This window comes from Ensifer sp. Root31, assembly GCF_001424825.1.
Taxonomy (GTDB): Bacteria; Pseudomonadota; Alphaproteobacteria; order Rhizobiales; family Rhizobiaceae; genus Ensifer; species Ensifer canadensis.
In genome coordinates this window covers 253,873-277,380 of the sequence record NZ_LMCO01000034.1, presented here as the reverse complement: position 1 = coordinate 277,380, position 23,508 = coordinate 253,873, and the positions used below count along the sequence as shown (strand labels likewise).

Annotated in this window: 21 protein-coding genes; 10 read left to right on the top strand and 11 right to left on the bottom strand. The window is 61.3% G+C overall.

Going from position 1 to position 23,508, the window contains the following annotated elements; all coding sequences use genetic code 11:
- Positions 1-467: 467 nt before the first annotated feature.
- The 3 genes from ASD00_RS25820 to ASD00_RS25810 all read right to left on the bottom strand — a co-directional run bounded on the left by ASD00_RS25820 (position 468) and on the right by ASD00_RS25810 (position 4,987).
- On the bottom strand, positions 468-2,402 hold the full coding sequence (locus tag ASD00_RS25820; protein ID WP_082523733.1) for an AI-2E family transporter: 1,935 nt from the start codon (positions 2,400-2,402) through the stop codon (positions 468-470).
- 78 nt (positions 2,403-2,480) lie between these two features.
- Positions 2,481-3,701 carry an FAD-dependent oxidoreductase gene (locus ASD00_RS25815; protein WP_057209991.1) on the bottom strand — a complete coding sequence of 407 codons (1,221 nt, stop codon included), beginning with the start codon at positions 3,699-3,701 and terminating at the stop codon, positions 2,481-2,483.
- Between the two features lie 104 nt (positions 3,702-3,805).
- Positions 3,806-4,987 (bottom strand): low temperature requirement protein A, encoded by a 1,182-nt coding sequence (locus ASD00_RS25810; protein ID WP_057209988.1) that lies wholly within the window; start codon positions 4,985-4,987, stop codon positions 3,806-3,808.
- Positions 4,988-5,368: 381 nt separating this feature from the next.
- Here ASD00_RS25810 and ASD00_RS25800 point away from each other — a divergent pair, with 381 nt between their 5' ends.
- The 3 genes from ASD00_RS25800 to ASD00_RS25790 all read left to right on the top strand — a co-directional run bounded on the left by ASD00_RS25800 (position 5,369) and on the right by ASD00_RS25790 (position 6,938).
- Positions 5,369-5,683, top strand: a complete 315-nt coding sequence (locus ASD00_RS25800; protein WP_025429407.1) for a PepSY domain-containing protein — start codon at positions 5,369-5,371, stop codon at positions 5,681-5,683.
- A 44-nt stretch (positions 5,684-5,727) separates the two neighbouring features.
- On the top strand, positions 5,728-6,330 hold the full coding sequence (locus tag ASD00_RS25795) for a general stress protein (RefSeq protein ID WP_057209984.1): 603 nt from the start codon (positions 5,728-5,730) through the stop codon (positions 6,328-6,330).
- A 122-nt stretch (positions 6,331-6,452) separates the two neighbouring features.
- Positions 6,453-6,938: a pyridoxamine 5'-phosphate oxidase family protein gene (locus tag ASD00_RS25790; RefSeq protein WP_025429405.1), complete on the top strand. Its 486-nt coding sequence runs from the start codon at positions 6,453-6,455 to the stop codon at positions 6,936-6,938.
- Between the two features lie 87 nt (positions 6,939-7,025).
- Here the strand turns inward: ASD00_RS25790 and ASD00_RS25785 are convergent, their stop codons facing one another.
- From ASD00_RS25785 to ASD00_RS25770, 4 genes are all read right to left on the bottom strand, one after another.
- Positions 7,026-7,388 (bottom strand): hypothetical protein, encoded by a 363-nt coding sequence (locus ASD00_RS25785; RefSeq protein WP_057209982.1) that lies wholly within the window; start codon positions 7,386-7,388, stop codon positions 7,026-7,028.
- Positions 7,389-7,549: 161 nt separating this feature from the next.
- Positions 7,550-8,554, bottom strand: a complete 1,005-nt coding sequence (locus ASD00_RS25780) for a Gfo/Idh/MocA family oxidoreductase (RefSeq protein ID WP_057209981.1) — start codon at positions 8,552-8,554, stop codon at positions 7,550-7,552.
- Between the two features lie 12 nt (positions 8,555-8,566).
- Entirely contained in the window at positions 8,567-9,730 is a 1,164-nt protein-coding gene (locus ASD00_RS25775) for an adenosylhomocysteinase (RefSeq protein WP_057209979.1), read from the bottom strand.
- Between the two features lie 72 nt (positions 9,731-9,802).
- The gene (locus ASD00_RS25770) at positions 9,803-10,780 is read right to left on the bottom strand and encodes a LysR substrate-binding domain-containing protein (RefSeq protein WP_244496129.1); all 978 of its coding nucleotides are present in this window, start codon (positions 10,778-10,780) and stop codon (positions 9,803-9,805) included.
- Between the two features lie 347 nt (positions 10,781-11,127).
- Between ASD00_RS25770 and ASD00_RS25765 the strand changes: the two genes are divergently transcribed.
- The 6 genes from ASD00_RS25765 to ASD00_RS25740 all read left to right on the top strand — a co-directional run bounded on the left by ASD00_RS25765 (position 11,128) and on the right by ASD00_RS25740 (position 19,289).
- Positions 11,128-12,720 (top strand): arylsulfatase, encoded by a 1,593-nt coding sequence (locus ASD00_RS25765; protein ID WP_057209977.1) that lies wholly within the window; start codon positions 11,128-11,130, stop codon positions 12,718-12,720.
- Positions 12,721-13,207: 487 nt separating this feature from the next.
- A complete protein-coding gene (locus ASD00_RS25760; protein WP_244496128.1) occupies positions 13,208-14,119 on the top strand; it encodes a GGDEF domain-containing protein in 912 nt (303 codons plus the stop codon).
- Between the two features lie 206 nt (positions 14,120-14,325).
- Positions 14,326-14,613, top strand: a complete 288-nt coding sequence (locus ASD00_RS25755) for a hypothetical protein (protein ID WP_156585785.1) — start codon at positions 14,326-14,328, stop codon at positions 14,611-14,613.
- A gap of 637 nt (positions 14,614-15,250) precedes the next feature.
- Positions 15,251-15,772: a sigma-70 family RNA polymerase sigma factor gene (locus tag ASD00_RS25750; protein ID WP_057209973.1), complete on the top strand. Its 522-nt coding sequence runs from the start codon at positions 15,251-15,253 to the stop codon at positions 15,770-15,772.
- 150 nt (positions 15,773-15,922) lie between these two features.
- The gene (locus tag ASD00_RS25745; RefSeq protein WP_057209970.1) at positions 15,923-16,861 is read left to right on the top strand and encodes a FecR family protein; all 939 of its coding nucleotides are present in this window, start codon (positions 15,923-15,925) and stop codon (positions 16,859-16,861) included.
- A 184-nt stretch (positions 16,862-17,045) separates the two neighbouring features.
- Entirely contained in the window at positions 17,046-19,289 is a 2,244-nt protein-coding gene (locus ASD00_RS25740) for a TonB-dependent receptor (protein WP_082523737.1), read from the top strand.
- Between the two features lie 205 nt (positions 19,290-19,494).
- Here ASD00_RS25740 and ASD00_RS25735 read toward each other — a convergent pair whose 3' ends face one another.
- The 3 genes from ASD00_RS25735 to ASD00_RS25725 form a co-directional block, all read right to left on the bottom strand.
- Entirely contained in the window at positions 19,495-19,779 is a 285-nt protein-coding gene (locus ASD00_RS25735; RefSeq protein ID WP_057209967.1) for a hypothetical protein, read from the bottom strand.
- Positions 19,780-20,039: 260 nt separating this feature from the next.
- A complete protein-coding gene (locus ASD00_RS25730) occupies positions 20,040-20,348 on the bottom strand; it encodes a putative quinol monooxygenase (protein WP_057210123.1) in 309 nt (102 codons plus the stop codon).
- A gap of 228 nt (positions 20,349-20,576) precedes the next feature.
- Positions 20,577-21,590: a zinc-binding alcohol dehydrogenase family protein gene (locus ASD00_RS25725; protein WP_057209965.1), complete on the bottom strand. Its 1,014-nt coding sequence runs from the start codon at positions 21,588-21,590 to the stop codon at positions 20,577-20,579.
- Between the two features lie 100 nt (positions 21,591-21,690).
- Here ASD00_RS25725 and ASD00_RS25720 point away from each other — a divergent pair, with 100 nt between their 5' ends.
- Positions 21,691-22,044 (top strand): winged helix-turn-helix transcriptional regulator, encoded by a 354-nt coding sequence (locus ASD00_RS25720; protein ID WP_025429392.1) that lies wholly within the window; start codon positions 21,691-21,693, stop codon positions 22,042-22,044.
- A 56-nt stretch (positions 22,045-22,100) separates the two neighbouring features.
- Here ASD00_RS25720 and chrA read toward each other — a convergent pair whose 3' ends face one another.
- Positions 22,101-23,507, bottom strand: a complete 1,407-nt coding sequence (gene chrA / locus ASD00_RS25715) for a chromate efflux transporter (RefSeq protein WP_057209963.1) — start codon at positions 23,505-23,507, stop codon at positions 22,101-22,103.
- Position 23,508: the final 1 nt, after the last annotated feature.

Below are 23,508 nucleotides of genomic sequence, written 5' to 3'. Positions count from 1 at the left end.
GGCATCGACCGCGCCGACATCCCGAGCATTGCCCGCAATGCCTTCGGCCGCTAATCGCGCCTGAGACCATCAAAGATTTCATGAAGCGCCCGCTCGGATCCGAGCGGGCGTTTTTTGTGTTTTGACCGATCGTTGGACGGAGTTGATCGCGTTACATCGCGTCCTTGCCCTTGACCGCATTGTCCATATGCGACTTGCATTTCTCCATGTCATTGGCCGCCATGGCATCCTTGGCCATGCTGAGTTCCTTCGCCGATTCGATCTTCTTGGCGCCATCCGAGATCGTGTTTCATCAACGACGCCTCGTCGCAGACGCCGTCGGCCTGAGAAAAAGCAGGCGTCACCAGACCGAAGACCATTTGGCAGGGAATGTCCGCGTCCTGATGTAGGACTTCTGAGTCTTCGGAACCGGGTTGCCCCCCTCTCCAAGTAGATAGGCCCTACCCGCTCCAGCAGCGCTGAAGACGTCATTGTGTCTGCTGCGGCACCAGTCGTCGCCGAACCTTGGTCTTGTTGGGGGCTGCAAGCGGAACCGAGGGCCGCTTCGTCAGCGCCTCAATTGCCGCCGTCGTCATGTCTGACGCAGCGAAGTCGGCGCCTGGCACTTGCTCCGCACTTGTATCTGCCTTGCGCTGGCCCGCTGCACGGTCGGCAGAAGTGTCCCAAATGACGATGCCGACCCTTGCCCTGATGTTGACCCGCTTGAGGCGGCGGACGACAAATCGGGCGTGCTTGATCGAATCCCGGTTGAGAAAGCAGACGACGATCGCGTCGACGGCTTCGGTCTGGAGCTTGCGGATATTGGCCGGTTCGATCTGGCGAAAACTCAGCGCCGTTGCGGCGGCCCCTTCGGCACGCAGCACCTGGGCGAGCATCGCGGCGGAGACATCGTCGATCTCGCCCCGGCCGCCGACGCACAGGATGGTCATGCCTTCGCCATCCGGAATGGGCTGGCTTGCCGGTTCGCCTTCCGTGTCTGCCTTCTCATCCTCATCGTCCTGACTTTCCTCGATCGCAATGTCTTCGAGGTTGGAGACCAGCGACATGCCGCTTGCAGCCACGCGCAGCCGCTGCTCGTCGCTCATGACACCACGGGCGCGATCCTGTTCCGCCAAAGCCAGGGCGGGCATGGCGACCGCGCCGTAGTAGTCGACGAGGTATTCTTCTTCGAGGATCTCCTCGGCCTGATCGGTCGCTTCGTCCGGATCGCCGGCCAGAAGCCGCTGATAGAGACGCGCATGCGGCGCGAGCACCGGATCGCTGCCGAAAAGTACCTGCAGAAATTCGAATTGCGGTACATGTTTGCCGAGAACAACGAGACAGACCGTCAGCGGCGTCGACAGTATCAGTCCGACAGGCCCCCAGATCCAGGCCCAGAAAATCGCGGAAACGATGATCGCCAGCGGCGACAGACCGGTCTTGGAACCGTAGAGCATCGGCTCGACCACATTGTTGATCACCAGTTCCATCGCCACGAACAGGCTGGCCGTCCACAACAGCATGGACCAGCCGCTGTCGACCGCCACCGACAGAAACAGCGGCAGCACCATGGCGATGACCGGCCCGATATAGGGCACGAAGCGCAGGACGATCGCCAGCAACCCCCACAGCACCGCGTTGGGTATGCCGATAAACCAAAGACCGATGGCGACAGGCAGGCCATAGGCGGTGTTCACGATCAACTGCATCAGCAGGTAATGGCCGACTCGCTTACCGGCATCCTGCAGGCCCTCGGTGGTTCGATGCAGATCGCCGAAACCGGCGAGACGGATGAATCGGTCCCTCAGATCCTCCCGTTCCAGCAGCATGAAGATGACGACCACCACCACAAGACCGGCCATCGCCACCGGGCCGACCAGCGGCGCTATGATGTTGGTGAGAACCTGGATCGGATTGTCGCGAGAATAGATCTCGACCAGCAGCGGATCTCTTTTCGGGCTTTCGACGCTGGTCGGCGTCTCCGTGGTCGGGCGGTCAATTTCGCGGTTGATGCGTTCGACCACGTTTCCGATGCGATCGATGATGCCGCTTTCGGAGCCGGCTTCCTTCAGGTCCTTCACCTTCATGACGATGTTGGATTGATAGGCGGGCAGGTTCTTCGCAAGTTCGGCAACTTGCAGTGCGACGATGAGACTGAAAATGCCGATCAAGGTAAAGGTGATCAACGCGGTAGAGATCACCGCAAACGCCCGTGGCAGGCCGATCCGGCGCAGTGCCGCGACGACAGGCGCAAGTGCGAAGGTCAGGAGCAGCGCGACGGCGATCGGGAGGAAGACGTCGCGCGCGAGGTAAAGCACGGCCGCGGCGCCTACAAGCGTCAGCGACGTGGGCATGGCCGGGCGCACGCCCTGCATCGAGGGCGGCGCACCGAGATCCCGGATTTGATCGATTGCCTTGCCCATGCCTATTTCCCCAAGGATTTATCAGAAGCTATCACGAATGATCGGCCGGCAAATGCGGCGCTGTTTCCACGCCGACCGCTAGACGAACGGAAACAGCGAAGCGTCCGGGTCCGCATGCCCCAGGATGCTCGACGAAATGATCTCGGCGGCGATTTGGCTGAAGGTGATGCCGTTGCCGCCATAGCCCATGGTTGCGAAGGCGTTGCGCATACCGGGAACGCGGCCGATCATCGGCAGACCCTCAGCGGTAACACCGAAGGCGGCGGCCCAACGGTAGTCGGGCTCGCCGATCCTGATCCCGATCAGATCGGAGAGCTTTTCGCGCAGGATGTCGGACTTTCCCTTCAACTTTGCCGGATCCTCGAAGGCATCGTCGCTTTCCTCGTCCTCGCCGCCGACGAGGATGCGGCCGTCGGGCGTCGAGCGAAAATAGAGATACGGGTCGGCGCCCTCCCAGACGAGATAGTCGTCGAGCCATTCCGGCCGTGGATGACGAGGTCTGGTCGCCATCGCCCAGGTCGAGACTATGGCATGTTTCTTGTTCGCGACGGCTTTCAGAAACTCATAGCCCGTGCAGAAGACCACATGGGTCGCTAGGATGATCCGGCCGTCGGACGTCGCAACGGCATTCCGGCCCTCAACCTCCCTGATATCGGTGATCTCGATCGTCTCGACGATGGGGACGCCGTTTGCCTGTGCGTGGCGGAGGAAGCCGGCGGTCAACTGGGCCGGATTGGCCGATGCGGAGACATGCGTCTCGATCGCCGCGGTACGGTCGATACCGAACCTGGCGCGCAGTTTGTCTTGCGGCAGAAGCGTTGCGGCGAGGCTTGCAGCCTCGCGGGCACTCACTTCCGCTTGAAGTGCGCGCGAACCATAGCTTGCGCCCGAGAGATAAAGCGTGTTCTTCCGCTCGAAATGGCAATCGATCTGCAGGGCGTCGACGAGCGATGCGAGATGCTCGACCGCCTTCGCCGAGCGCTGCCAGACGCGCGCGGCGTCAGCGGTTCCGCGCAAGCGGTTCAACCGATGCAGCGGCACGTCGATTTCGTGCTGGATCATGGCGGTGCTGGCCATGCTGCTGCCGCCTATCGGCTTTCGGCGATCGACCATCAGCACTGACAGATTGTGGCCAATCAGAGCATTCGCCATCAGCGCACCGCTGATTCCGGCGCCGACGATCAGCACATCGACATCATGGGTGGTGAGCCGCCTTTGTGTCCTCACCGCATGGCGTGGGGTATCGGCCCAGAGCGGCTCGGACTTCCGAAGTGCCCGTTTTCGGGTCAGTGAATGCAAGTGCCCCTCCAGGTCTGCGCATTCGTGAATGCGCAGGAGCCGATTAAGTTCCTCTGGTTGATTGCGACCGTTGCGGTTGGCGGGTGGCTCAGGCAGTCGCCTGCTCAGGCGGTCGATGCCGCGAGGCGACGCAGGGCAAGATATTCCCAAAGCGCCACGATCAACAGCACTGCGGTCGATGCGGCCTGAACGATGTAGTTGGGGGCAATTGGCACGATGAGGATCGCGACGGCGAGAAGCACGAGCCCGGCGATGTGCGAGACCGGGAACTGGCGGGTCGCGACGGCCTTGATCCAGATGTTGCCGCCGAGGAAAAGCGCCGGGCCGCCGAGCATGGCGAGCGCATGCTTCAGCGAGCTCGATTCTTCGGCGTGAGACAAGCTGAAGTCCTCCCCGACTGCCGTCAGGATGATGCCGGCGACGACAGGCAGGTGGCCGTAGGTGAATAGATTGAGCGCCAGGGTCTCCGGCCGTGATGTCGCTTCGGCTTTGGATGCCGCCCTTTCCTGGCCGTGGTGGAAATAGATCCACCACATGAAGCCGGTGCTGAGGAATGCACTGCAGAACACGGCAAAGGTCATATCATCCGTCATGTGCTCCGTCGCATTGCGGCCGGTGGTCAAGATGGTCTCACCGAGGCAGATGATGACGAAGAGCGCGCAACGTTCCGCCATGTGCGCGCCGGATATATCCAAGGTCTCGTCGGGCGATTTGCCGAGAAAGGGCACGTAGTACCTGAGCGCCGGCGACGCGTATTCGACAAGGAGGGCGAGCGTCCATAGGAGAAGGCGCCCTTCGATCTCCATTAGCCCGCCGGACAGCCAGAAGGCGCTGGAGAGCAGCATCCAGATCGTGATGCGCAGGAAGGTCAGGAACGATCGCCTGTCGGCGTGGCGAAAGGCATAAAGCGTGAAAGCCGACCGACAGATCTGCATACCGCTGTAGATCGCCGCAAAAACCAGTCCTTGGTCGCCAAAGGCTTCGGGCAGGGCGATCGCCAGAAGTACGCCGGCAAACATCAGGCCGAACAGCAGCAGGCGGACCGGCTCCTTTTCGGTATCGAGCAGGTTCGTCACCCATGTCGTGTGGATCCAGACCCACCAGATCGCCAGGATCAGCAGGACGGCCTCGGTCGCGGCCGTGGCACTGAAGTCGGATGCGAGCTTGTGGGCGAGCTGAATGAGCGCGAAGACGAAAACGAGGTCGAAGAACAGTTCGGGAAAACTCGCCCGCGTCTGGTCGGCATCCGCCTTCCTGATCCAGTCACTTTTCTGTTTGCTAGCCATTCAGGTCGCCGATGCTGATCCGATCGAAACTCGAACGGCAACTAGGGCGCTGGCGAATTTCAACAACGGCTGTTTCTTGCTGGGCGCGAGGGACGGGGGTGCTGCGTGGAAGCTCATACCCGCTGCCGACAGTTTGACGGCTTTCCGCTCAGTGCCAGCGATTGCCGGCTCGTTTCTGAACCTTCCTGCGCGGCGTGCGTTTGGCTGGGCGCTGTCATTAAACCGGCGGGCTTCGTTGCGCCTGATCGCAGCCGTGCGATGCGTTTGTAACATATTAAGTTGATTGAATAATTTTCAATTTGTTCTGATGTGAGGCAGGAACCATCGCCAAGCACTCGCGTTGTCCCAGCATCGTTCAATGACTGGATCGAGGAGACAACAATGAAACGAGTAATTGTCGCGACAGCTTTTCTGGCCGCAAGCGCGCTTAGTGCTTACGCCCAGACGCCGACCCCTTCGCCGGAGGCTGAAACGCCAGCAGTGGCCACGCCTGACACCACCAACCCGACCGCACCTGTCGAGGGCGCCAACAGCTTCACCGAAGAGCAGGCGCGCGCACGACTTCAGGAGAACGGCTACACATCCGTGACCGGATTGAAGCTGGACGACAAGGGCATCTGGCAGGCCTCTGCCACCAAGGACGGAAAGCCCGTGACCGTCGCGCTCGATTACCAGGGCAACATCGTCGCCAACTGACGTTGGTCGAGAAACTTCAGCAGACCCATTCAAGGAAAATCGACATGAAAACTGTTTCCGGACTCTTCGATACCTATGAGCAGGCTTCCGAGGCCGTGCGTGCGCTGAAAGCGGCCGGCATTCCCGATGACGACGTCAGCATGGTCGCGAGCAATGCCGAAGGCCGTTACAAGGTTGACGACACAGAAGGTGCGGCCGAAGGGGCTGGCACTGGCGCCGGCCTCGGTGCTGCGGTCGGCGGCGCAAGCGGCCTTCTGACCGGCCTCGGGCTGATGGCGATCCCGGGCGTCGGCCCGGTGGTGGCGGCCGGTTGGCTGGCGGCAACAGCCGCGGGCGCGGCCGCCGGTGCCGTTGCCGGTGGTGCCGTGGGCGGCATTATCGGCGCGCTGACGGATTCCGGCGTGCCGGAAGAAGATGCCCATGTCTACGCCGAGGGCGTTCGCCGCGGCGGCACACTGGTTACTGCACGCGTCGCCGACAGCGATGTCGCCGAGGCCGAGGCGATCCTCACGCGCTCGAATTGGGTCGATGTCAACGCACGCCGCTCAGCCTACCGCGCGGAGGGCTGGAGCAGGTTCGATGAGAACCTCGATCCCTATAGCCCGACGCAGATCGAAGAGCAGCGCGCCCGATACGCCAACCGCTAAACCCGCGGATAGCATAGCAGACGCCGGCCGATCGGCCGGCGTCTGGTTTCGCGCCGGCTCGCGAAGGCCATCCCAAAAAGGTGGGCAACGTCGGCGCGTCGAACCGTCAAGGAGATACGGCAGTGGCAACTCCCGAAGAACTCAAGAAGAAACTCTGGAAGACGTTGAAATCGGACATGACGGTCATGCTTGGCTTGTCCGAAAAAGAGCATGGGCACACGCGCCCGATGACGGCGCAGATCGAGGGCGAGCAGGGTCCGATCTGGTTCTTCACCGTCAGGAGTGCCGTCGTGGCCCAGAATGTCGCCGCGAACACACCGGCCATGTTTGCTTTTGCATCCAAGGATCATGAACTGTTCGCGACCGTTCACGGGCGCCTTCGCCTCGACAATGACCGCACTGTTATCGATCGGCTGTGGAACCAGTATATCGCCGCCTGGTACGAGGGTGGAAAGGACGACCCCGAACTGGCCCTGCTGCGTTTCGAGCCGAGCGAAGCGGAAATCTGGCTCAACGAGACCAGCCTGTTTGCCGGTATCAAGCTGCTCCTGGGCAGCGATCCGAAGGAAGAGTACAGGGAGAAAACCGCGAAAGTGGAGCTCTCCTAGACTGCCTGTCCAAAACAAAACACCTGCAACGGGCAGATACCCACTGCAGGTGTTTTCATGATAGCCGAGCGCATTCCGCCGCGAAGGTTACTTGGCCTCGGTCAGCGTTTCGGTGCCGCTGCCATCCTTGCCGGTGATCGTCCAGGTGCCATCAAGCGAACCGTCTCCGTTGACCTTGTAGACGACAAGGCCAAGGGCATCGCCGAGCACATAGGCTGCGGCGAAGGCATTGCCGTTGAGCATGCAGACGCCGGTCGATTTTACGCCGGCCGTGTCCCATTCGATGACGCAGGTGGTTTCGCTTGCAAGCGTGATTTCGGCCGTGCCGGAATAGCTGGAACCATCCAGGTTCGTGCCTTCGACGATGTATTTTCCGGCGTTGACGGTCTGGGCGTTTCCGGCCGCGGCCGCGGCGAGAAACAGCGCTGCGGTGAGCAACAATCTTTTCATAAGTCCCCCAAGGAAGCCGCGCGCCCCTCGCGCGGTTCGCAATTGTTACGCACAAACCATGACGTTTGAAACGGCGCGCCAGGTCCGCTCGCATTCATTTTTGGTGGGGTCGCGCGCCTTGTGGCTGGGTGCCTGAAAACAGGCTGTGGCGGGCGGGGATGCTACGCGCCGCTTGTCGATGACAGCCTTGCCTGCTCGTCCCAGGCGGAGAGCAACGACATGATCTCGAGTGAATCGGCGAGCCGTGGTGCCGGGCGTGGCGCTTCCTTCAGTCCTGCCTTCAGGCAGTTCTCCACCAGTCGCACCTGATGGCCGAAGGCGTCATGGTCGGAAAGCACGACGATTTCTTCCGGAGCGCGGCCATATTCGCAAAGCTCCAGGCGATTTTCGCCAGCCACCGGCAGCCAGGGATTGGTGAGGAACCGCAAGGCGCCGCGCTCTCCATGGATGGAAAAGGCGAAGGACATGCCGAAGCTGTCGGTGGACTGAAGCGTGGCGAGAACGCCATTGTCGAAACGAGCCGACAGGCTTGCGTCGCAGATATTGCCGTCATGCGACGAGAGATTTCCGAAGGCGCTGGTCGACCGGCTGGAAAAGGCATGCTGCCCGCAGGCCGTCTGGATCACGTAATGTAAAAGCGAGGCCGGGTAGCAGCCGAGATTGAAAATCGTCCCCTTGCCCATCGGGTTCACGAACTTCCAGATATCGGCGGCGTAGAGACCTGAAACCGAGCGGATCACACCGAGCCGGCCGGACTGCAGGATTTCGCCGGCCTTGGCCATCAACGGATGGCAGAGATACATCAAGCCTTCGAGAAAGAAGATACCGCGGTCACGCACGGCCTGCGCCAGCGCCTCTGCCTCGGCCATCGTCGTGGTCAGCGACTTCTCCGACAGAACCGCCTTGCCCCTTTCCGCGGCGCGGATCACCGCCTCATGATGCATGTTGTTGGGCAGGCCGATATAGACGACATCGATATCAGGGTCATCGAGCAGCGTGTCGTAGCCGGAATAGTGCTTTGCGATGCCGTGTCGCCCGGCAAAATCCGAGAGCCGCTGCGGATCGCGCCCGGCCACCGCTTCGATGCGGGACCCGTCGCTCGCAGAGATGGCCCCGGCCATCGTGTCGGAGATGAAGCTCGTTCCAAGAATTCCCCAGCGCAGCATCTGTCAGTTCCCTCAGCGGTGCAGTTCGAGATAGGCGGATGCCACCATGGCGTCGATGTCTACGGGCACCGGCACGACGCACATCGAAGCGTCGAGCGTGTGGCCCGCCACCCGCTCCAGACAGCGGGCCTGGAGAGCAAAGCCGAGATCCATGGATTCGACCGAATTGCCAAGTGCCCTTGGTCCGGCAAGATTGGCCATGTGGCCTGCGCCGAGAATATGGATGCGCCGCCCATCGGCAAGGACGAGCGTCTCGATGCCCTCGTCGGCGTAGGTTTCCACCGCCACCACCGCGTCATCGGCGCGCATGCCGGCAACGTCGATCTCGTGCGGGAAGTGTCCGCCGTTGAGGAGGATCACGCCGTCCTTGAGGACCGCCAGATCGGACGTCCTCAAAATATCTGCGGAGCCCGTGACCGTGACGATGACGTCGGCCGAGCGTATGGCGTCATCGCGCCTGGGCGTCGAGAAGCCGTCGAGATGGGCCTCGAGTGCTGCGACCGGGTCGACATCTACGACGCTGACCGCGCTGTAGGCACTGCGAAAGCAGGCGGCCGTGCCTTGGCCGCAGGCGCCATAGCCGAAAACCGTCACGCGCTTGCCATTGGTCGAGCGGTTGGTGAAGCGCATGTAGCTTTCGAACAGGCTCTGGCCGACCGCATGGCGGTTCTCGGCAAACTGCTTGATGGGGCTGTCGTTGATCACCAGCACCGGCAGGCCGATGGCACCGCGCATCGGCTCCAACCGGGTCCGACCGGAGGTTGTCTCCTCCGTGCCGCCGAGCAGCTTGCGATAGGGCCGCTCGGCCACGCGGGCGAAAAGGTCGCCCCCGTTGTCGAGCAGCAGGTCGGGTTGATGACCTAGAAGGGCGTCGATGAAGCCGGAATGGGCAGTCGCATCGGCCGTCTGCCCACCGATGACGGTGATGCCCTGACGTTTCAGATAATCGACCGTCGCCGGCTGGGTGCTGTTCAGGTTGCCGGTCGCCACGAGCTGCGCGCCGCCGGCCCTGAGCGTCATCAGCAGCGCTATGGTCTTTGGCTCCAGATGGATTGCCGTTCCGATCGTCAAGCCCTTGAACGGGAGGGTTGTTTCAAACTCGGCAGCAATGGCGCGCAGAAGCACGCAGCTTTGCCCGACCCACTCGATACGGGACGGATGGCTGGAGGTGGTCATGGTGAGGGTCCTGGCTGTCTGTCGATGATGCCGGCAAAGATAGTCCGGGCAGCCTGTCCTATGGCAGAGACATTAAACTGCGGCGGAGGGCAGTTTTCCTTCCTGGCGCCGCCCCTCTGCGAGCAGCCAATTCCGCAGGGCAGCAATCGGCTTGCGGTCCCTGTCGGCAATGCGGCAGCAGAACCGATAGCCGGTCGGCCGGCTGACAAAACCAAACGGCGCTTCGAGCGCGCCGGAGGCAAGGTCCGTTTCGATCGAGGCCGCCGGCGCGATGGTGACGCCAAGCCCGCTGCGGGCGGCACTGAGGGCCAGCGTCAGATCGTCCACCTCGATCCGCTTGCGGAAGCGGACCGGAGCATTGCCGCTTTCGCGAAACCAGTCGTCCCAGAGATAGGGCACCGTGCGGGCGACCAGCGCGGTCATGTCCGCGAGATCGGGCGGCGTAAGGCCGGGGGACGGTTGCCCGACGGTGAGCACCGGGCCAAACCGGTCGTCCATGAAGGCGGTCGCGGCTATATCGGGCAGCGGTCGGTATTCACCGCCAACGATCAGGGCATCGATTTCAGGCATGTCAGTCAGCGACTGGTTGACGGCAACCGGGATGATATCGACCTCAAGGCCCGAGACGGCGCTTTGCAGCGTTGCCAGGCGCGGCATAAGCCATGCCGAGGCCATCGGCATCGGCACGCCGAGCCGCAGCCGGACGGTGCTGCCGCTCGACGAGATCTCTTCCGCCGCACGCGAGACGATGGCGAAGGCGACACCGACGGCATCGGCGAGCCGCCGTCCGGCCGGATTGAGGGTCACGCGGCCACCGTCGCGATCGAGCAGGGCAAAGCCGAAATGCTCCTCGAGGCTTGCAAGCTGCTGGCGCACGGCACCGGGCACGACGCCGAGCTCGATTGCGGCTGCGCGCAGGCTGCCGCACCGGGCCAGCGCATCGAAGGCGCGCAGGGCGTTCAGCGGCGGCAACGGACGCTGGGATTTCAGGTTCAGGTCGTCTGTCTGCATCATGCGCCTCGGCCAACGGCCCTTCTCGACCTCGTGCATAGCCTATCCGGGGATCGGCTGTCGAACATTGCGTTTGGGATGAACGAGCCGTCCTGCCCAACGGATTGATGGTCTCAAGGCTCCGCACCGCTGGCGGGAAAAGCCCGGAAAATGATTGTTGTGCCTCGCCTCAGTCTGGACCGTAACTGTTACGTACTTTGCGACGTTGGGGTCTAGCGCCATACATTGGGGCTGCTTCAAATTGTTCCCGATCGAAACAAGAGGTCATCCGATGCGCAGGCTTACTCTCGTGGTCGCGTTTGGCGCGATTGCCTGTCGATGACGCAACTCCAAGTAGCGCAACTGAGACCAAAACAGTCCTGCCACCGGATTGAGGGGAGACTGCCATGAACTTCAAACTGCTTCGCACCATTGCCCTGCAGACGGCGATCCTTGCAGCGGTGCCGAGTTTTGCGCTGGCGCAGTCGGTGCTGTCGAAGGCCGTGCGCACCAGCGAAAGCGCCGAGCCGGCGCTTGCCCATCCCGACCAGGCAACGGCGGCGCAGGCAAAGCTCGACGCGCTGCGCGAGCGCATCGGCAGGCGGCCAAACATCGTCTGGCTCGTGGTCGACGACATGGGCTATGGCGACCCCGGCGCCTTTGGCGGCGGGGCGGCGATCGGGGCGGCAACGCCGAACATGGACCGACTGGCGTCGGAAGGGCTGAAGCTCACTTCGACCTATTCCCAGCCGACCTGCACGCCCACCCGCTCGGCGATCCTCACCGGCCGTCTGCCGGTTCGAACCGGGCTGACGCGGCCGATCCTTGCCGGCGATACGATCACCAAGAACCCCTGGGCCGACGAGATCTCGCTGCCAAAGCTGCTCGGCGATGCCGGATACAAGACGGTCCTTTCAGGCAAGTGGCATGTGGGCGCGGCCGAAGACATGCGCCCGCACGACATCGGCTTTGACGAGTTCTACGGTTTCTACGAGGCCGAAAAGGAAATCAGCCAGAGCGTCGACAAACGCCGATACCCGGACCTTGTCCTCAACCCCGAGCGCCTGGAGATGCTGCGGAAAACCGGCTCGAGCGACAGCCTCGTCCATGGCTTCAAGGGCGGCAAGACATCCGACGTCGTCAAGATCGACAGCATCGAGACGATGGCGGAAGGCGATCGCATGACCAAGGAGTTCAGCGTCGAGAAGATCAAGGAACTCGCCAAGAGCGATGCGCCGTTCTTCCTGGAACATGCCTTCATGAAGGTCCATGCCGACAATTTTGCCTCCAAGGCCTTCGAAGGAAAGAGCGCCAGCAAGTATCCCTACAAGGACGACGTCGTCGAAGTGGACGCCTATATCGGCGAGATCGTCAAGACACTCGACGAGGCGGGGGTGCTGGAGAATACCTTCATTTTCGTCACCTCCGACAACGGACCCCAGCTCGATAGCTGGCCGGATGCCGGATACACGCCTTTCCGCGGCGCCAAGGCCTCGGCTTGGGAAGGCGGGGTGCGCGTGCCCGGCATCGCCTACTGGAAGGGCATGATCAAGCCCGGCCGGCAGAGCGATGACCTGTTCGATCTCATGGATCTCTTCAACACCTCGCTGCATCTGGCCGGCGCTGCCGGCAAGATACCGACCGACCGTTACATCGACGGCATCGACCAGACGTCATTCCTGCTGGCCGACGATGGAAAATCCAATCGTGAGAAGGTGTATATCTGGGCCGAGCACGACCTGATGGCGATGCGGATGTATGAATACAAGATCCACGTGAAGGTGGTCGAAGAGCATGCGCAATGGCTGAACATCGACATGACCACGATCAGCGACGTTGGACTGGCGCCCTGGCTCTTCAATCTCTACATCGATCCGAAGGAACAGTATCCGGTCGGTCACCGGATGAACGCGTTTCTTGCCTCGATGGCGGCCGAGATGAAGGGCCATGCCGGAACATTCAAGAAGTACCCGCCGAAGAACGTTGGCCTTGGGCAGTAGCGCGATCAGATCCCGGTATCAAAGACGGGGCTGACTTGAATCGTTGGCAACAGGGTGCGCAGACAAGAGCGCCTGTCCGCTCGGGAGCGATCCAGAAAGCGTGCGGGCGCTTGTCCTATGTTGTTGTCACACTGATGTGCTTTTTTCCGGGCATGGCTTGCGTTCCATGTCGCCTGAGCATCACTCCATGCTCGCTTATGGAGGCTGGTGGATGTAGCTTAGAAAAATTGAATATTTCGAAGGTTTTTTGCGACAGCATCGCTTTGAGCCAAGTCAACCGCCTGCTCTTTCGTTTATGGGCAGAGGAGACAAGGGAAGAAGAAGACAATGCCTGGATGTCATCGTCATGAGCGTATCGCCTCCTGCATGTTTCCTTAAATCCTATTCGATTTAAGGATAAAAACATGCAGCAATTCAAAGTGCTACAGCGACCTTTGCGCGTCTATAAGACGCGCGGCGCTGTAGTCGTGCCGCCGCGGATGCACCTGTGAGTAACGAGATGCGGTTTTCCCGCGATCAGCTCACTCTCATTCTTGCCGCCTTGCCCGACCCGGCGTTCATCCTGACGCGCAGCGGCCGTTATGCGGCCCTGTTCGGTGGGGCGGACCACCGCTACTATCACGATGGCAGCAGTCTTGTCGGTCAGAGCGTTTTTGACGTTCTTGCCTATGACAAGGCGCTGTGGTTTGCGCTGGAAATCCAAAAGGCGCTCGGATCCCGGTCATTGCACATCGTCGAATACAGCCTTGCCGGAAGCGATGTTAAGGGTCTTGAAGATGCTGGGCCCGATCATCCGATCTGGTTTGAAGGCCGGGTCCAGGCGCTCGATTTTCCTGTCGACGGCGAGGACGCCGTGGTCTGGGTTGCGAGCAACATCACCGAAAAGAATGCCATTGAGCATCAGTTGCGCCAACAAAGCGAAACCGACCCTCTGACCGGCCTCTACAATCGCCGAAAGCTGCTCGACGTGCTTGCGATCGAGTTCGATCTGGCCACGCGCACCCGCCGTCCGACATGCGTGCTGATGTTCGACGTCGACAATTTCAAGGCGGTCAATGACGAACTGGGGCATTCCGTTGGCGACGAGCTGCTGGCGACGATTGCCACCGGCTGCCGGCGGGCACTGCGGTCGGACGACGTGCTGGCACGTCTCGGCGGCGACGAGTTCGTGGTGCTGATGCCGGTGACGACGCTCGGCGAGGGCGAGCCGATCGCAGACAAGCTGCGTCAGCAAATCTCGCTGGAACTGCAGAACAGGCTGGAGCTTTTTTCTACGATCAGTGGCGGTCTCACCGAAATTTCCCGGGCGGATGCGACGATCGGCGATATCTTGCGACGGGCCGACGAGGGCCTTTATCAATCCAAGCGCAACGGTCGAAATCAGATCACGGTCGTTTGACGCCGTTGCGATCGGTATCGCCCGTGCCCGTTCTCGCTCTTTTTACGACGCGCAACCTGTCTAGAGGGACTAAGGTTCCACCGTATGACGGATGTATGGCCTCCTTGATGCCCGCTTTGGTGCGTTGACCCGTGTCGTGCCTGCATCGATCCTGTTGTTCTGAGTAGGAGTTGGGGGCAGCGATGTGTGAGGCGTGGCAGCGATCATTGATCGAAGAAGACGAGCTCGTCAAAAAGGCGGCGACAACCATACCAAGGCTGTTGGATCATCCCGGCATTACGCTCGACCAGCTATCCCGGTTGCACCTGAATATTGACGAGTGCGTCGAGCGAATGGATGTGCTGATCGAGACGCTTGAGGCGAACGGCATCGACCGATCCTGGATCCAGATGGCGACAACGATCAGAAACAGCTGGGAGATGCTTGCGGAAGACGCGGCAAAGAAGGGGCTCGTCGTCAGTGGCGATACCATGCGAAAGACAATGGGGGGCTAGCCGCCAATCCGTAGACGGCAATATGGCGGGGCCTGCAGCAAGCCCGTTGCCAAACACCCCGGCACTGGCCCACGCTTCGCGGCGATGATCCTTGAGGTCTTCGCACTGATTGTCGATTGATGCGTCGTGCGAAGCCACAGCGTCCTGTTCGAACTGGCCGGACGCCAGCGAACAACCATCGGATTTCACGCGCTGCGGCCAATAATGACCTCCCGCCGAGATCAATCGTCACATGTCGTGCTCTGCACGTGACCGGCGCGCGTCTGGCTGGATGCGCGTTTCGCTTCACGTGGCGGCGCTGCGGCCATCAAAGACCAAGCTGCTGGGGCGGCTAAATTTTCATGCTACAGGATTGCCACAAACGCCAATGGCGCAAGGCTTTGACGATGCCCTTGGTTTTTGCGATAGCCATCTCGCGTCTCTAAAACCGGCCGTCTGCAGGCCGTCCGTGGCGCCTGCCGCGCCCAACCGTAGTGGCGTGCACGATGGCGGCGATTGAGACACACCCTCGTTCTTCTCTGGGAAAAGTTCGCCGCTGACCGAATTTTAAACTTGACTATTATAGACATGTTTCCAATTTTACGCCCGTTCGCGCAAAGCAGTCGCCGCGGACGAACCCGCTCCCGGCCAGGATCCTATGACGACCGAGACCCAATCCGAAACGCGCGTCGATATCTTTATTGCCCATCGTCCGGCGCTCATCGCCTATGCGGTCCGCCTGCTAGGCTCGCGCGACGCTGCCGAAGATATCGTCCAGGATGCGTTTGTCCGGTTTCTGCCTTCCAGCACCCGGACGGTTTCAAAAGGCCAGCTCCTCGCCTATCTCTACCGCACGGTCAGGAACCTCTCGCTCGATGTGCTGAGGCGCCGGAAGGTGGCCGCGATCGGCCACCAGGACGATGTGCCGTTCTGGTCGGTTCCTGCCGACGTGCCGACGCCGGAACAATCGACCTTGCTGTGCGACGACGTTCGCCGGATTTCGCAGATCCTCTCGGAATTGCCTGTCGAGGCGCGGGTCGCCGTCGAGATGCACCGCTTCGGCGGCTACACGCTTGAAGAAGTGGCATCGCATCTGGGCATATCGACAGCCAGCGCCCATCGTTACGTCACGGCAGCGATGATGAAGATTGCCACGGCACTTCTGGTCAACGCGACTTAAAGTGGTCGCTCCCTGAGAAAAAAAAGCGCGTCATTCGTCTTTGTCAAATGAGGGAATGTTCGGGTAGAAGTGCCTCGGAAGAGGCCCAGACCGGCGTAGGATATATTGACCCAGGATCAGGAAATCGCAGCCGCTACACTGGAAGAAGCCATGGACTGGTTTCTGCGGCTGAAGGGTGAGCCGAATTGTCCCGAGCTCACCGCCGACTTCCAGCGGTGGTTGCATCGCTCTGATGATCATCAGCGGGCCTGGCAATATGCGTTGAGGACCTGGCAGTTGATGGGAGAAGCGGCTCCGGCCCATGAACATCTGTGGGCAGGCGCGGCGCGCGCCAACGTCATTTCGATCACCAGGCGTCGTTGGCGCCGCCCGGTCATGAGCGCAGTCGCTGCCATTGCCGCGACCCTATTCCTCGTCCTTGCCGGCCCGTCGCTGCTGATCCGACTTCAGGCGGATCACATCACCGCCACCGGCCAGAATGCCAGAGTGACGCTGGAGGATGGAACGCTCATCGAGCTTGGCGGCGACAGTGCCATCAAGACGGAGATGACCGCCGCCGGGCGCCACGTCACGTTGCTTTCCGGTGAGGCGTTTTTCGATGTCGCGCATAATCCGGCGCGGCCCTTTACGGTGGAGGCCGGAGGCGTCACGGTTCTGGTCGTCGGTACCGCCTTCGACGTTCGGCTTGCGGGAGGGGAAACGACCGTCGAGCTGGAAAGAGGCGTCGTTCAGGTCTCGGTCGAGGACGCCAGGGAAACGTCGGACTTCAGGCTGCTTCCGGGCGAGATGGCTGTCGTGAATGCGAGCGACGGCGCGGTTACCCGCAACACCATCCAGCCCGATCAGGTCGCCGCCTGGCGCAGCGGCCGGATCTTCGTCAAGGATGCGTCCATCAGTGCGGTCGCCGAGCAGCTTCAACGTTACCACTCGGCGTGGATAGCGGTGCCGGACCGAAAGCTCGCGGGTCTTAAGGTCACCGGTCTGTATGATCTTCATGATCCGGACGGTGCGCTGAAGGCGCTGGTCGAACCCTATGGCGGCCGCGTCCGCACCTTTTCGACCTATGGTCGCGTCCTGACGCAATACTGAAAATCCTGACAATAAAATTCAATTTTTCTGAGAAAAGAAACTGAGGTCCTCGTCTTTGTTGAAAAGCGCTCGGCAACGGAGCGCAATTCAAGGAGATGAGACTACGATGTGCATATCGCAAGGCCGCAAGGGATCCCGTCGTTTGAATTGGGGCGACGACGGCGGGCGTCCGATGGGACGGCTGATGGCAACGACGGCAATGGCGATTTGCCTGGCCTCGTCGCTGAACTGGCCGAGCCCGGCATTTGCGCAGGATGCACTGGCACAAGTGAGTGCCGCTCGCAACTTCAACGTGCCGGCACAACCGCTTGCCGACGCGCTCAACGTCTTTGGCCGGCAATCGGGCCTGCAGGTGACGCTTGCCGCTTCGGTGTCCCGTGGCGTCATGTCCAAGGCGGTCGTCGGTTCCTACGCGCCGGAGGAGGCGCTTGCACGGCTGCTTTCCGGCACGGGCATCGAGTATCGCATCTCCGGCGGGCGAACGGCCGTGATCGGGACAGGGGCGGCCGGTGGCGGCGCGGCAGTGGCGCCGGCCGACGGCTCTACGGCGCTTGATCCGATTTCGGTATTCGGGGACGCCACCGGCGTCGGTGAAATCGTCATCAGCCAGAAGGAGCTCGAACTTCTCAACCCGGCGAATATCGCCGACGTCTTCCGCGGCGAGCCAGGGATCGAGGTTGGTAGCTCGCTGCCGATGTCGCAGAAGGTCTATGTTCACGGCATCGAGGAAAACAATCTCGCCGTTACCATGGATGGCGGCCGCCAGAACAACAAGGTCTTCCATCACAACGCAACCAACCTCATCGATCCGAGCCTGCTGAAGGCTGTGCGCGTCGATGCCGGCATCGCGCCTGCGGATGTAGGACCAGGCGCGCTCGGCGGCGCCATTGCCTATGAAACGAAGGATGCCCGCGACCTGCTCGACGGCGACGGCTATGGCGGCTTCGTCAGCTCCAACTACAACTTCAACAGCAAAACCTTCCAGACCGGAATCTCCGCCTACGGCATGCAGGAAGGGCTCGAATTTCTCGGCTACTTCAATTTTGCCAAGGGGGACGAGTTCAAATCCGGCAACGGCAGCATCGTCGAGGGAACGCGCACCGATCTCCTGAGCGGGCTCGGCAAGGTGGCATACGAGTTCGAGAGTGGTGATCGTTTCGAGATCAGCCATGAACGCGTCTACGACGACGCCCCGCGCCCGTTCCGCGCCAATACCGGCTTCATCTCGGGCCGCCCGCCGTGGGAACCGCGCGTGCGCGACTATACGTTCGACCGGCAGAACACGGTCTTCTCCTATACCGACAGCACGCCTGAGGATTGGTGGGATCCAACCGTGGTGTTGGCCTACAGCTCGACGCGGCTAGAGATCCCGATCTTTCCTCGCCCGGTGCCGCCAAGCACGATATCGGTCCCCTATCCCGGAGCCGGCGAAACCGGCAGCTTCAACGGCAAGTTCGAAAACAAGTTCAGCTTCGATCTCGGCAGCATCACCGCCGGCGTCGATTTCTACAACGACAAGGCCGAACTCGAAGATCGCTTCGATGCCTCGACCGAGCGCGCGCGAAATGTCGGCATCTATGCGCAGGCGCGGCTCGAACCCTGGGAACGCACCCGGCTTTCCTTCGGTGCGCGCGGCGACCAGCAATGGTTCACCGGCACCACAAATGAGAAGTGGGACAATGCCGGTTTCAGCGGCAACGTCTCCGGCGAATATGATCTGATCGAGGACCTGCTGACGGCCAAAGCCGGCTACTCCCACGTCTGGGCCGGCGTCCCGCTTGCCGAAAACTTCATCATGAACCCGAACTGGAACTATGGAACCGGCCCGGAGCCAATAACGGCCGACAATTATGCCTTCGGCCTTGTCGCCAAGCATGACGGTTTCACCGTGGAAGGCAGCCTCTTCTACACAGATATCGACGACGCACGCACAGCCAAATACGCGGTCGCAAGGGCCATCGAGAATCATGATGTGCGCTCGAAGGGCTTCGAGCTCGGTGCCGGATACGACTGGGGCGACGGTTACTTCAAGGTCAAATACGCCAATATCGATGTCTCGATCGACGGCAAGCCGGCCGACTCCGACACCGGTATCTATCTGGCGGCCCCGGCCGGTCAGTTCATCACGCTCCTGGCCGCGCACAGCTTCATCGATTGGGGTGTCACCATCGGCGGCGATGTCGAGATCGCACTCGACAATGACGATGTTGCCGCCGGCACCCCGCCTCTTGAGGGCTACAAGGTGTTCAACACCTTCGTCGAGTATCAGCCGCCGAGCCACAGCAATCTGACCCTGCGCGCCGAGATCAACAACATCTTCGACGAGACCTACTCAGAGCGCGCCACCTACGGTCAGGAATTCGGCACCGTCACGCCACTCTATGAACCCGGCCGCTCCTTCATCCTGAGTGCCAAGGCGACATTCTGAGACGACATCGAAGGAAGAGGCATCATCGATGCCTCTTCCACCTTGCCGGCGAGTTGCCCACCGCATGTTTCCTCAAATCGTATTCGATTTAAGGATAAAAACATGCAGCCATTCAAAGTGCTACAGCGACCTTTGCGCGTCTAATAAGACGCGCGGCGCTGTAGCCAGATGCCTATAGTTTTCGTGCTGAAATCTTGCTGTTACATTATAATTTACTGAAATCGATGCTCATTTCCGCCCAGGCATGCTCGAACTTCGATCTCGCGATCAGCCAGGGAGGCATCGCTCTGGAAGCCGTCAGCCGCGCCAACAGCCGACCCTCGGCATTCTCTACCGCGACGATGACGCCATGATAGTCATCCTCCTCAGCAATTTCGTCCGCCACCAGGCGGCCGTGTTCGACGGCCTGGCTATCGCTGGCAAGCAGGGTGCCGACTTTGTCGCGGCTGGTGACGCCTGCCAGGTGGATGTGAAAAAGATAGCGTTGCATGATCTTGCTCAAACCATACGGCGATTGACGACAAACACTCGCGCCGCTGCGGGTATGGTTGTAGTAACACGCCTCTTCTCTGTTTGCGCGTGACCGACGCGTGACACGCCTTTGCGTGCAATTCGATCTCTGGCCGACGGGCAATCGCAGAGTGGTGATCGCCGACTGTGCTTGGGGGAAAAGCGGGCTGCTGCCGAATGCGGAAACGCCTGCACCGGCGTGGCAAAGCGCGCATTCGTCAGGGCAAGACTTCGATTTCGTCAGCCGGAAATCTGGTTGAGGAACACCAGTTGCAGAGGGCGGGTGAGCAGGTCGTCCGCCGTCGCTGCGAATGCCAGGAAGTGCGGCGTCTGAAAGTGCGCGTCGAGGGCGGCCCCGTCTGTGAACGCTTCTCGCATGTAGAACGTGCCCGGCTCTTCCTGCATTTCGAACAGGACGTAGTCGAGGCAGCCGGGCTCGTTGCGGGTCGGCTCGATCAGCGCGAGCAGCCCGTCACGCAATGCGTCGCGTTTGCCGGGTTCTGCGGTCAGTATTGCCAAGGAAATCACCTTCTCGGCGGAATGTGTCATCATTGCAATCCTTGTGGATAGGGACGCCTGGCGGCGCGAGAGGCTCGGTTGGCGGGATGGCGTCGGGTCTGGAGCAGGCGGCAAGTACGGTCGTCGAGGCAGCCTCCTCCCCATGACCTCTTTTGATCTTTTTGCGCACACACGCCGGCCGTGGCCGCCCCGATGGGGCGGCTTCGCAGCAGGCATCATGCTTTTGCGAAAGAGGAAGGCGGCGCTTCGCCCGCTCGTCTAAAAACCGGAGAGCACGATCTTGCCCTTGGCCCTACCGGACTCGATTACCGCGTGCGCGCGCTTCAGGTTGGCCGCATTGATCGTCCCGAAATGCTCGTTGAGCGTGGACTTGATCTTGCCTGCGTCGACCAGATCCGACACTCTGTTCAAGAGGACATTCTGTTTCTCGATATCGGCGGTCGCAAACAGCGAGCGTGTGAACATCAGCTCCCAATGCAGCGAGATGCTTTTGCGCTTGAGTGGAAGCGCGTCGAGTTGCTTGGGGTCGTCGATCAGGCCGAAACGTCCCTGGGGCGCGATCAGTTCGACGATCTGATCAAGGTGATCGCCGGTATTGGTCGTCGAGAACACGAAGCCCGGCTGGCCAAGCCCGAGGGCTTCGATTTGTGCAGCAAGCGGCTGCCGGTGATCGACAACGTGATGGGCGCCGAGCGATTTTACCCATTCTACCGTTTCGGGGCGAGACGCAGTGGCGATGACAGTGAGGTCCGTCAGCGCTCGTGCGATCTGTATCGCGATCGAGCCGACGCCACCGGCGCCGCCGATGATGACGATCGCATTTGCAGCGCCTGCGACCGGGCGGGTGACGTCAAGACGATCGAACAGCATTTCCCATGCGGTGATCGAAGTCAGCGGCAGGGCGGCGGCGGCAGAAAAATCCACCGACCTCGGCTTTCTGCCAACGATACGCTCGTCGACCAGATGAAATTCGGCGTTGGTGCCGGAGCGGTTGATGGCGCCTGCATAGAAGACTTCGTCGCCCGGCTTGAAGAAGGACGCATTCGGCCCGACGGCGCTGACCACACCAGCGGCATCCCAGCCGAGCACCTTCCACTGTCCGGGTTCGGGCTTCACTCCGCGGCGGATCTTCGTGTCGACCGGATTGACCGAGATCGCCTTGACTTCGACGAGGATGTCCCGGCCCTCGGGTTCCGGGCGCTGCAGTTCGATATCGACCAGCGACGTTTCGGCTTCGATCGGTTGGGAGATTTGGTAGGCTACGGCTCGCATTGAATGCTCCATCGGTTGAACCCGGCCAAGATGCGCACTATGCTGCAATATCGCAAGAACGCACATAAAAAGCCCATAGTGTCGAAAAGGATACCATTGGATGGGACGCACACGCCACGATCGTTTCGACTGCAGTCCGGGATGTGCCGTCGAAGCGACGCTCAGCCTGATCGACGGCAAGTGGAAGGGTGTCGTTCTCTACCACCTGATGTCGGGCACCATGCGCTTCAACGAAATCCGCCGGAAGCTGCCGAACGTTACCCAGCGCATGCTGACGAACCAGTTGCGCGAGTTGGAGGCCGACGGCCTGATCACGCGCAAGGTGTTCGCCCAGGTTCCGCCCAGGGTCGACTATGATCTCTCGGAACGTGGCCGCACGCTGGAGCCGGTCATCCTTGCGCTCAAGACCTGGGGGGACGCCAACATGCCGTCGACCGGGAGTGTTGCGGCCTGATTGCCGCAACGGGAGGGCCATACTCACAGGTTTCCACGGTGTCCCACGCGACGACCCTATGCAGTGACAAGCACCCACATCATGCCGGCGAGTGCCGAAGCCAACAATGTCGCGATCACCGAGGTGTTGAAGCGGAAGATCGCCAGCGCCGCCGCAAGCGTCAGCAAGAGTGACGGCAACACCAGCGAGCTCAGGACAGGCACATCGAGCGCAAGGCTGCCGACGCTCCACGGGACGACCTGCGAAAACAACGTGTGAAGGCCGAACCAGACCGCAAGGTTGAGGATGACGCCGACGACCGCAGCAGTGATGGCCGACATGGCGCCGGTCAGGGCGACATTGCCCCTCAGCTTCTCGATGAAGGGCGCCCCGAGGAAAATCCAGAGGAAGCAGGGCACGAAGGTCACCCACGTCGTCAGCATTGCGCCCAGCGTCGCTGCCGTCATCGGAGAAAGCGTGCCGGGGTCGCGATAGGCGCCCATGAAGCCGACGAACTGGACGACCATGATCAGGGGGCCAGGGGTTGTTTCCGCCATGCCGAGGCCATCGAGCATCTCGCCTGGTTTGAGCCAGCCGTAATATTGCACGGCCTCCTGCGCGACATAGGCGAGCACAGCATAAGCGCCCCCGAAGGTGACGACCGCCATCTTGCTGAAGAACCATCCGATTTCGGTGAAGACACTGTCCGGCCCGACGAGCGCAAACAGCAGCGCCAGTGGCGCGAGCCATAGGGCGAGAAACACCGCGGACACCTTCATCGACCAGGCGAGGTTGGGGCGGGCGTGGATCGGTGTTTGTTCACCCAGGGCCGAATCCTCGTCCTTGAGGATTGGCCCGGTTGTTTTGCCGTGGCCGCCGCCGATGCGAAAGAGCGGCGAGCCCAGGCGTCCGCCGATGTAGCCGGCAATGCCGGCCGTCAGGATGATCAGCGGGAATGGGACGCGGAAGAAGAAAATCGCGACAAAGGCTATCGCCGCGATACCGATCATCAGCCTGTTTTTCAGCGCCCGGCTGCCGATGCGGAAAACCGCCTGGATGACGACGGCAAGCACGGCCGCCTTCAACCCGAAGAACAGTCCTTCGATCACGCTGACATTGCCAAAGGCGGCATAGACGTAGCTCAAGGCCAGGATGGCAAGGAAGCCCGGAACCACGAACAATATGCCGGCGATGAGGCCCCCGGCGGTGCGATGCATCAGCCAGCCGATGTAGATTGCCAGCTGCTGCGCCTCCGGACCGGGCAACAGCATGCAGTAATTGAGCGCATGCAGGAAACGGTGCTCGCCGATCCAGCGTTTCTCGTCGACGAGGATGCGATGCATCACCGCGATCTGGCCCGCCGGGCCGCCGAAGCTCAGGGCTGCGATCCGAACCCAGACCCAGAACGCTTCCGCAAGCGAGATGCCGTGGCCATGGGGCGCCGACGCCTTGCTGGCGTCGGCGGTGTGAACGACATCGGTCATT

Bases quoted from the DNA above. Each gene is read 5' to 3' on its own strand.
- ASD00_RS25820 (WP_082523733.1), bottom strand. From the start codon at position 2,402: ATGGGCAAGGCAATCGATCAAATCCGGGATCTCGGTGCGCCGCCCTCG.
- ASD00_RS25810 (WP_057209988.1), bottom strand. From the start codon at position 4,987: ATGGCTAGCAAACAGAAAAGTGACTGGATCAGGAAGGCGGATGCCGAC.
- ASD00_RS25800 (WP_025429407.1), top strand. From the start codon at position 5,369: ATGAAACGAGTAATTGTCGCGACAGCTTTTCTGGCCGCAAGCGCGCTT.
- ASD00_RS25795 (WP_057209984.1), top strand. From the start codon at position 5,728: ATGAAAACTGTTTCCGGACTCTTCGATACCTATGAGCAGGCTTCCGAG.
- ASD00_RS25785 (WP_057209982.1), bottom strand. From the start codon at position 7,388: ATGAAAAGATTGTTGCTCACCGCAGCGCTGTTTCTCGCCGCGGCCGCG.
- ASD00_RS25780 (WP_057209981.1), bottom strand. From the start codon at position 8,554: ATGCTGCGCTGGGGAATTCTTGGAACGAGCTTCATCTCCGACACGATG.
- ASD00_RS25775 (WP_057209979.1), bottom strand. From the start codon at position 9,730: ATGACCACCTCCAGCCATCCGTCCCGTATCGAGTGGGTCGGGCAAAGC.
- ASD00_RS25770 (WP_244496129.1), bottom strand. From the start codon at position 10,780: ATGCACGAGGTCGAGAAGGGCCGTTGGCCGAGGCGCATGATGCAGACA.
- ASD00_RS25765 (WP_057209977.1), top strand. From the start codon at position 11,128: ATGAACTTCAAACTGCTTCGCACCATTGCCCTGCAGACGGCGATCCTT.
- ASD00_RS25750 (WP_057209973.1), top strand. From the start codon at position 15,251: ATGACGACCGAGACCCAATCCGAAACGCGCGTCGATATCTTTATTGCC.
- ASD00_RS25745 (WP_057209970.1), top strand. From the start codon at position 15,923: ATGGACTGGTTTCTGCGGCTGAAGGGTGAGCCGAATTGTCCCGAGCTC.
- ASD00_RS25740 (WP_082523737.1), top strand. From the start codon at position 17,046: ATGGCAACGACGGCAATGGCGATTTGCCTGGCCTCGTCGCTGAACTGG.
- ASD00_RS25735 (WP_057209967.1), bottom strand. From the start codon at position 19,779: ATGCAACGCTATCTTTTTCACATCCACCTGGCAGGCGTCACCAGCCGC.
- ASD00_RS25730 (WP_057210123.1), bottom strand. From the start codon at position 20,348: ATGACACATTCCGCCGAGAAGGTGATTTCCTTGGCAATACTGACCGCA.
- ASD00_RS25725 (WP_057209965.1), bottom strand. From the start codon at position 21,590: ATGCGAGCCGTAGCCTACCAAATCTCCCAACCGATCGAAGCCGAAACG.
- ASD00_RS25720 (WP_025429392.1), top strand. From the start codon at position 21,691: ATGGGACGCACACGCCACGATCGTTTCGACTGCAGTCCGGGATGTGCC.
- chrA (WP_057209963.1), bottom strand. From the start codon at position 23,507: ATGACCGATGTCGTTCACACCGCCGACGCCAGCAAGGCGTCGGCGCCC.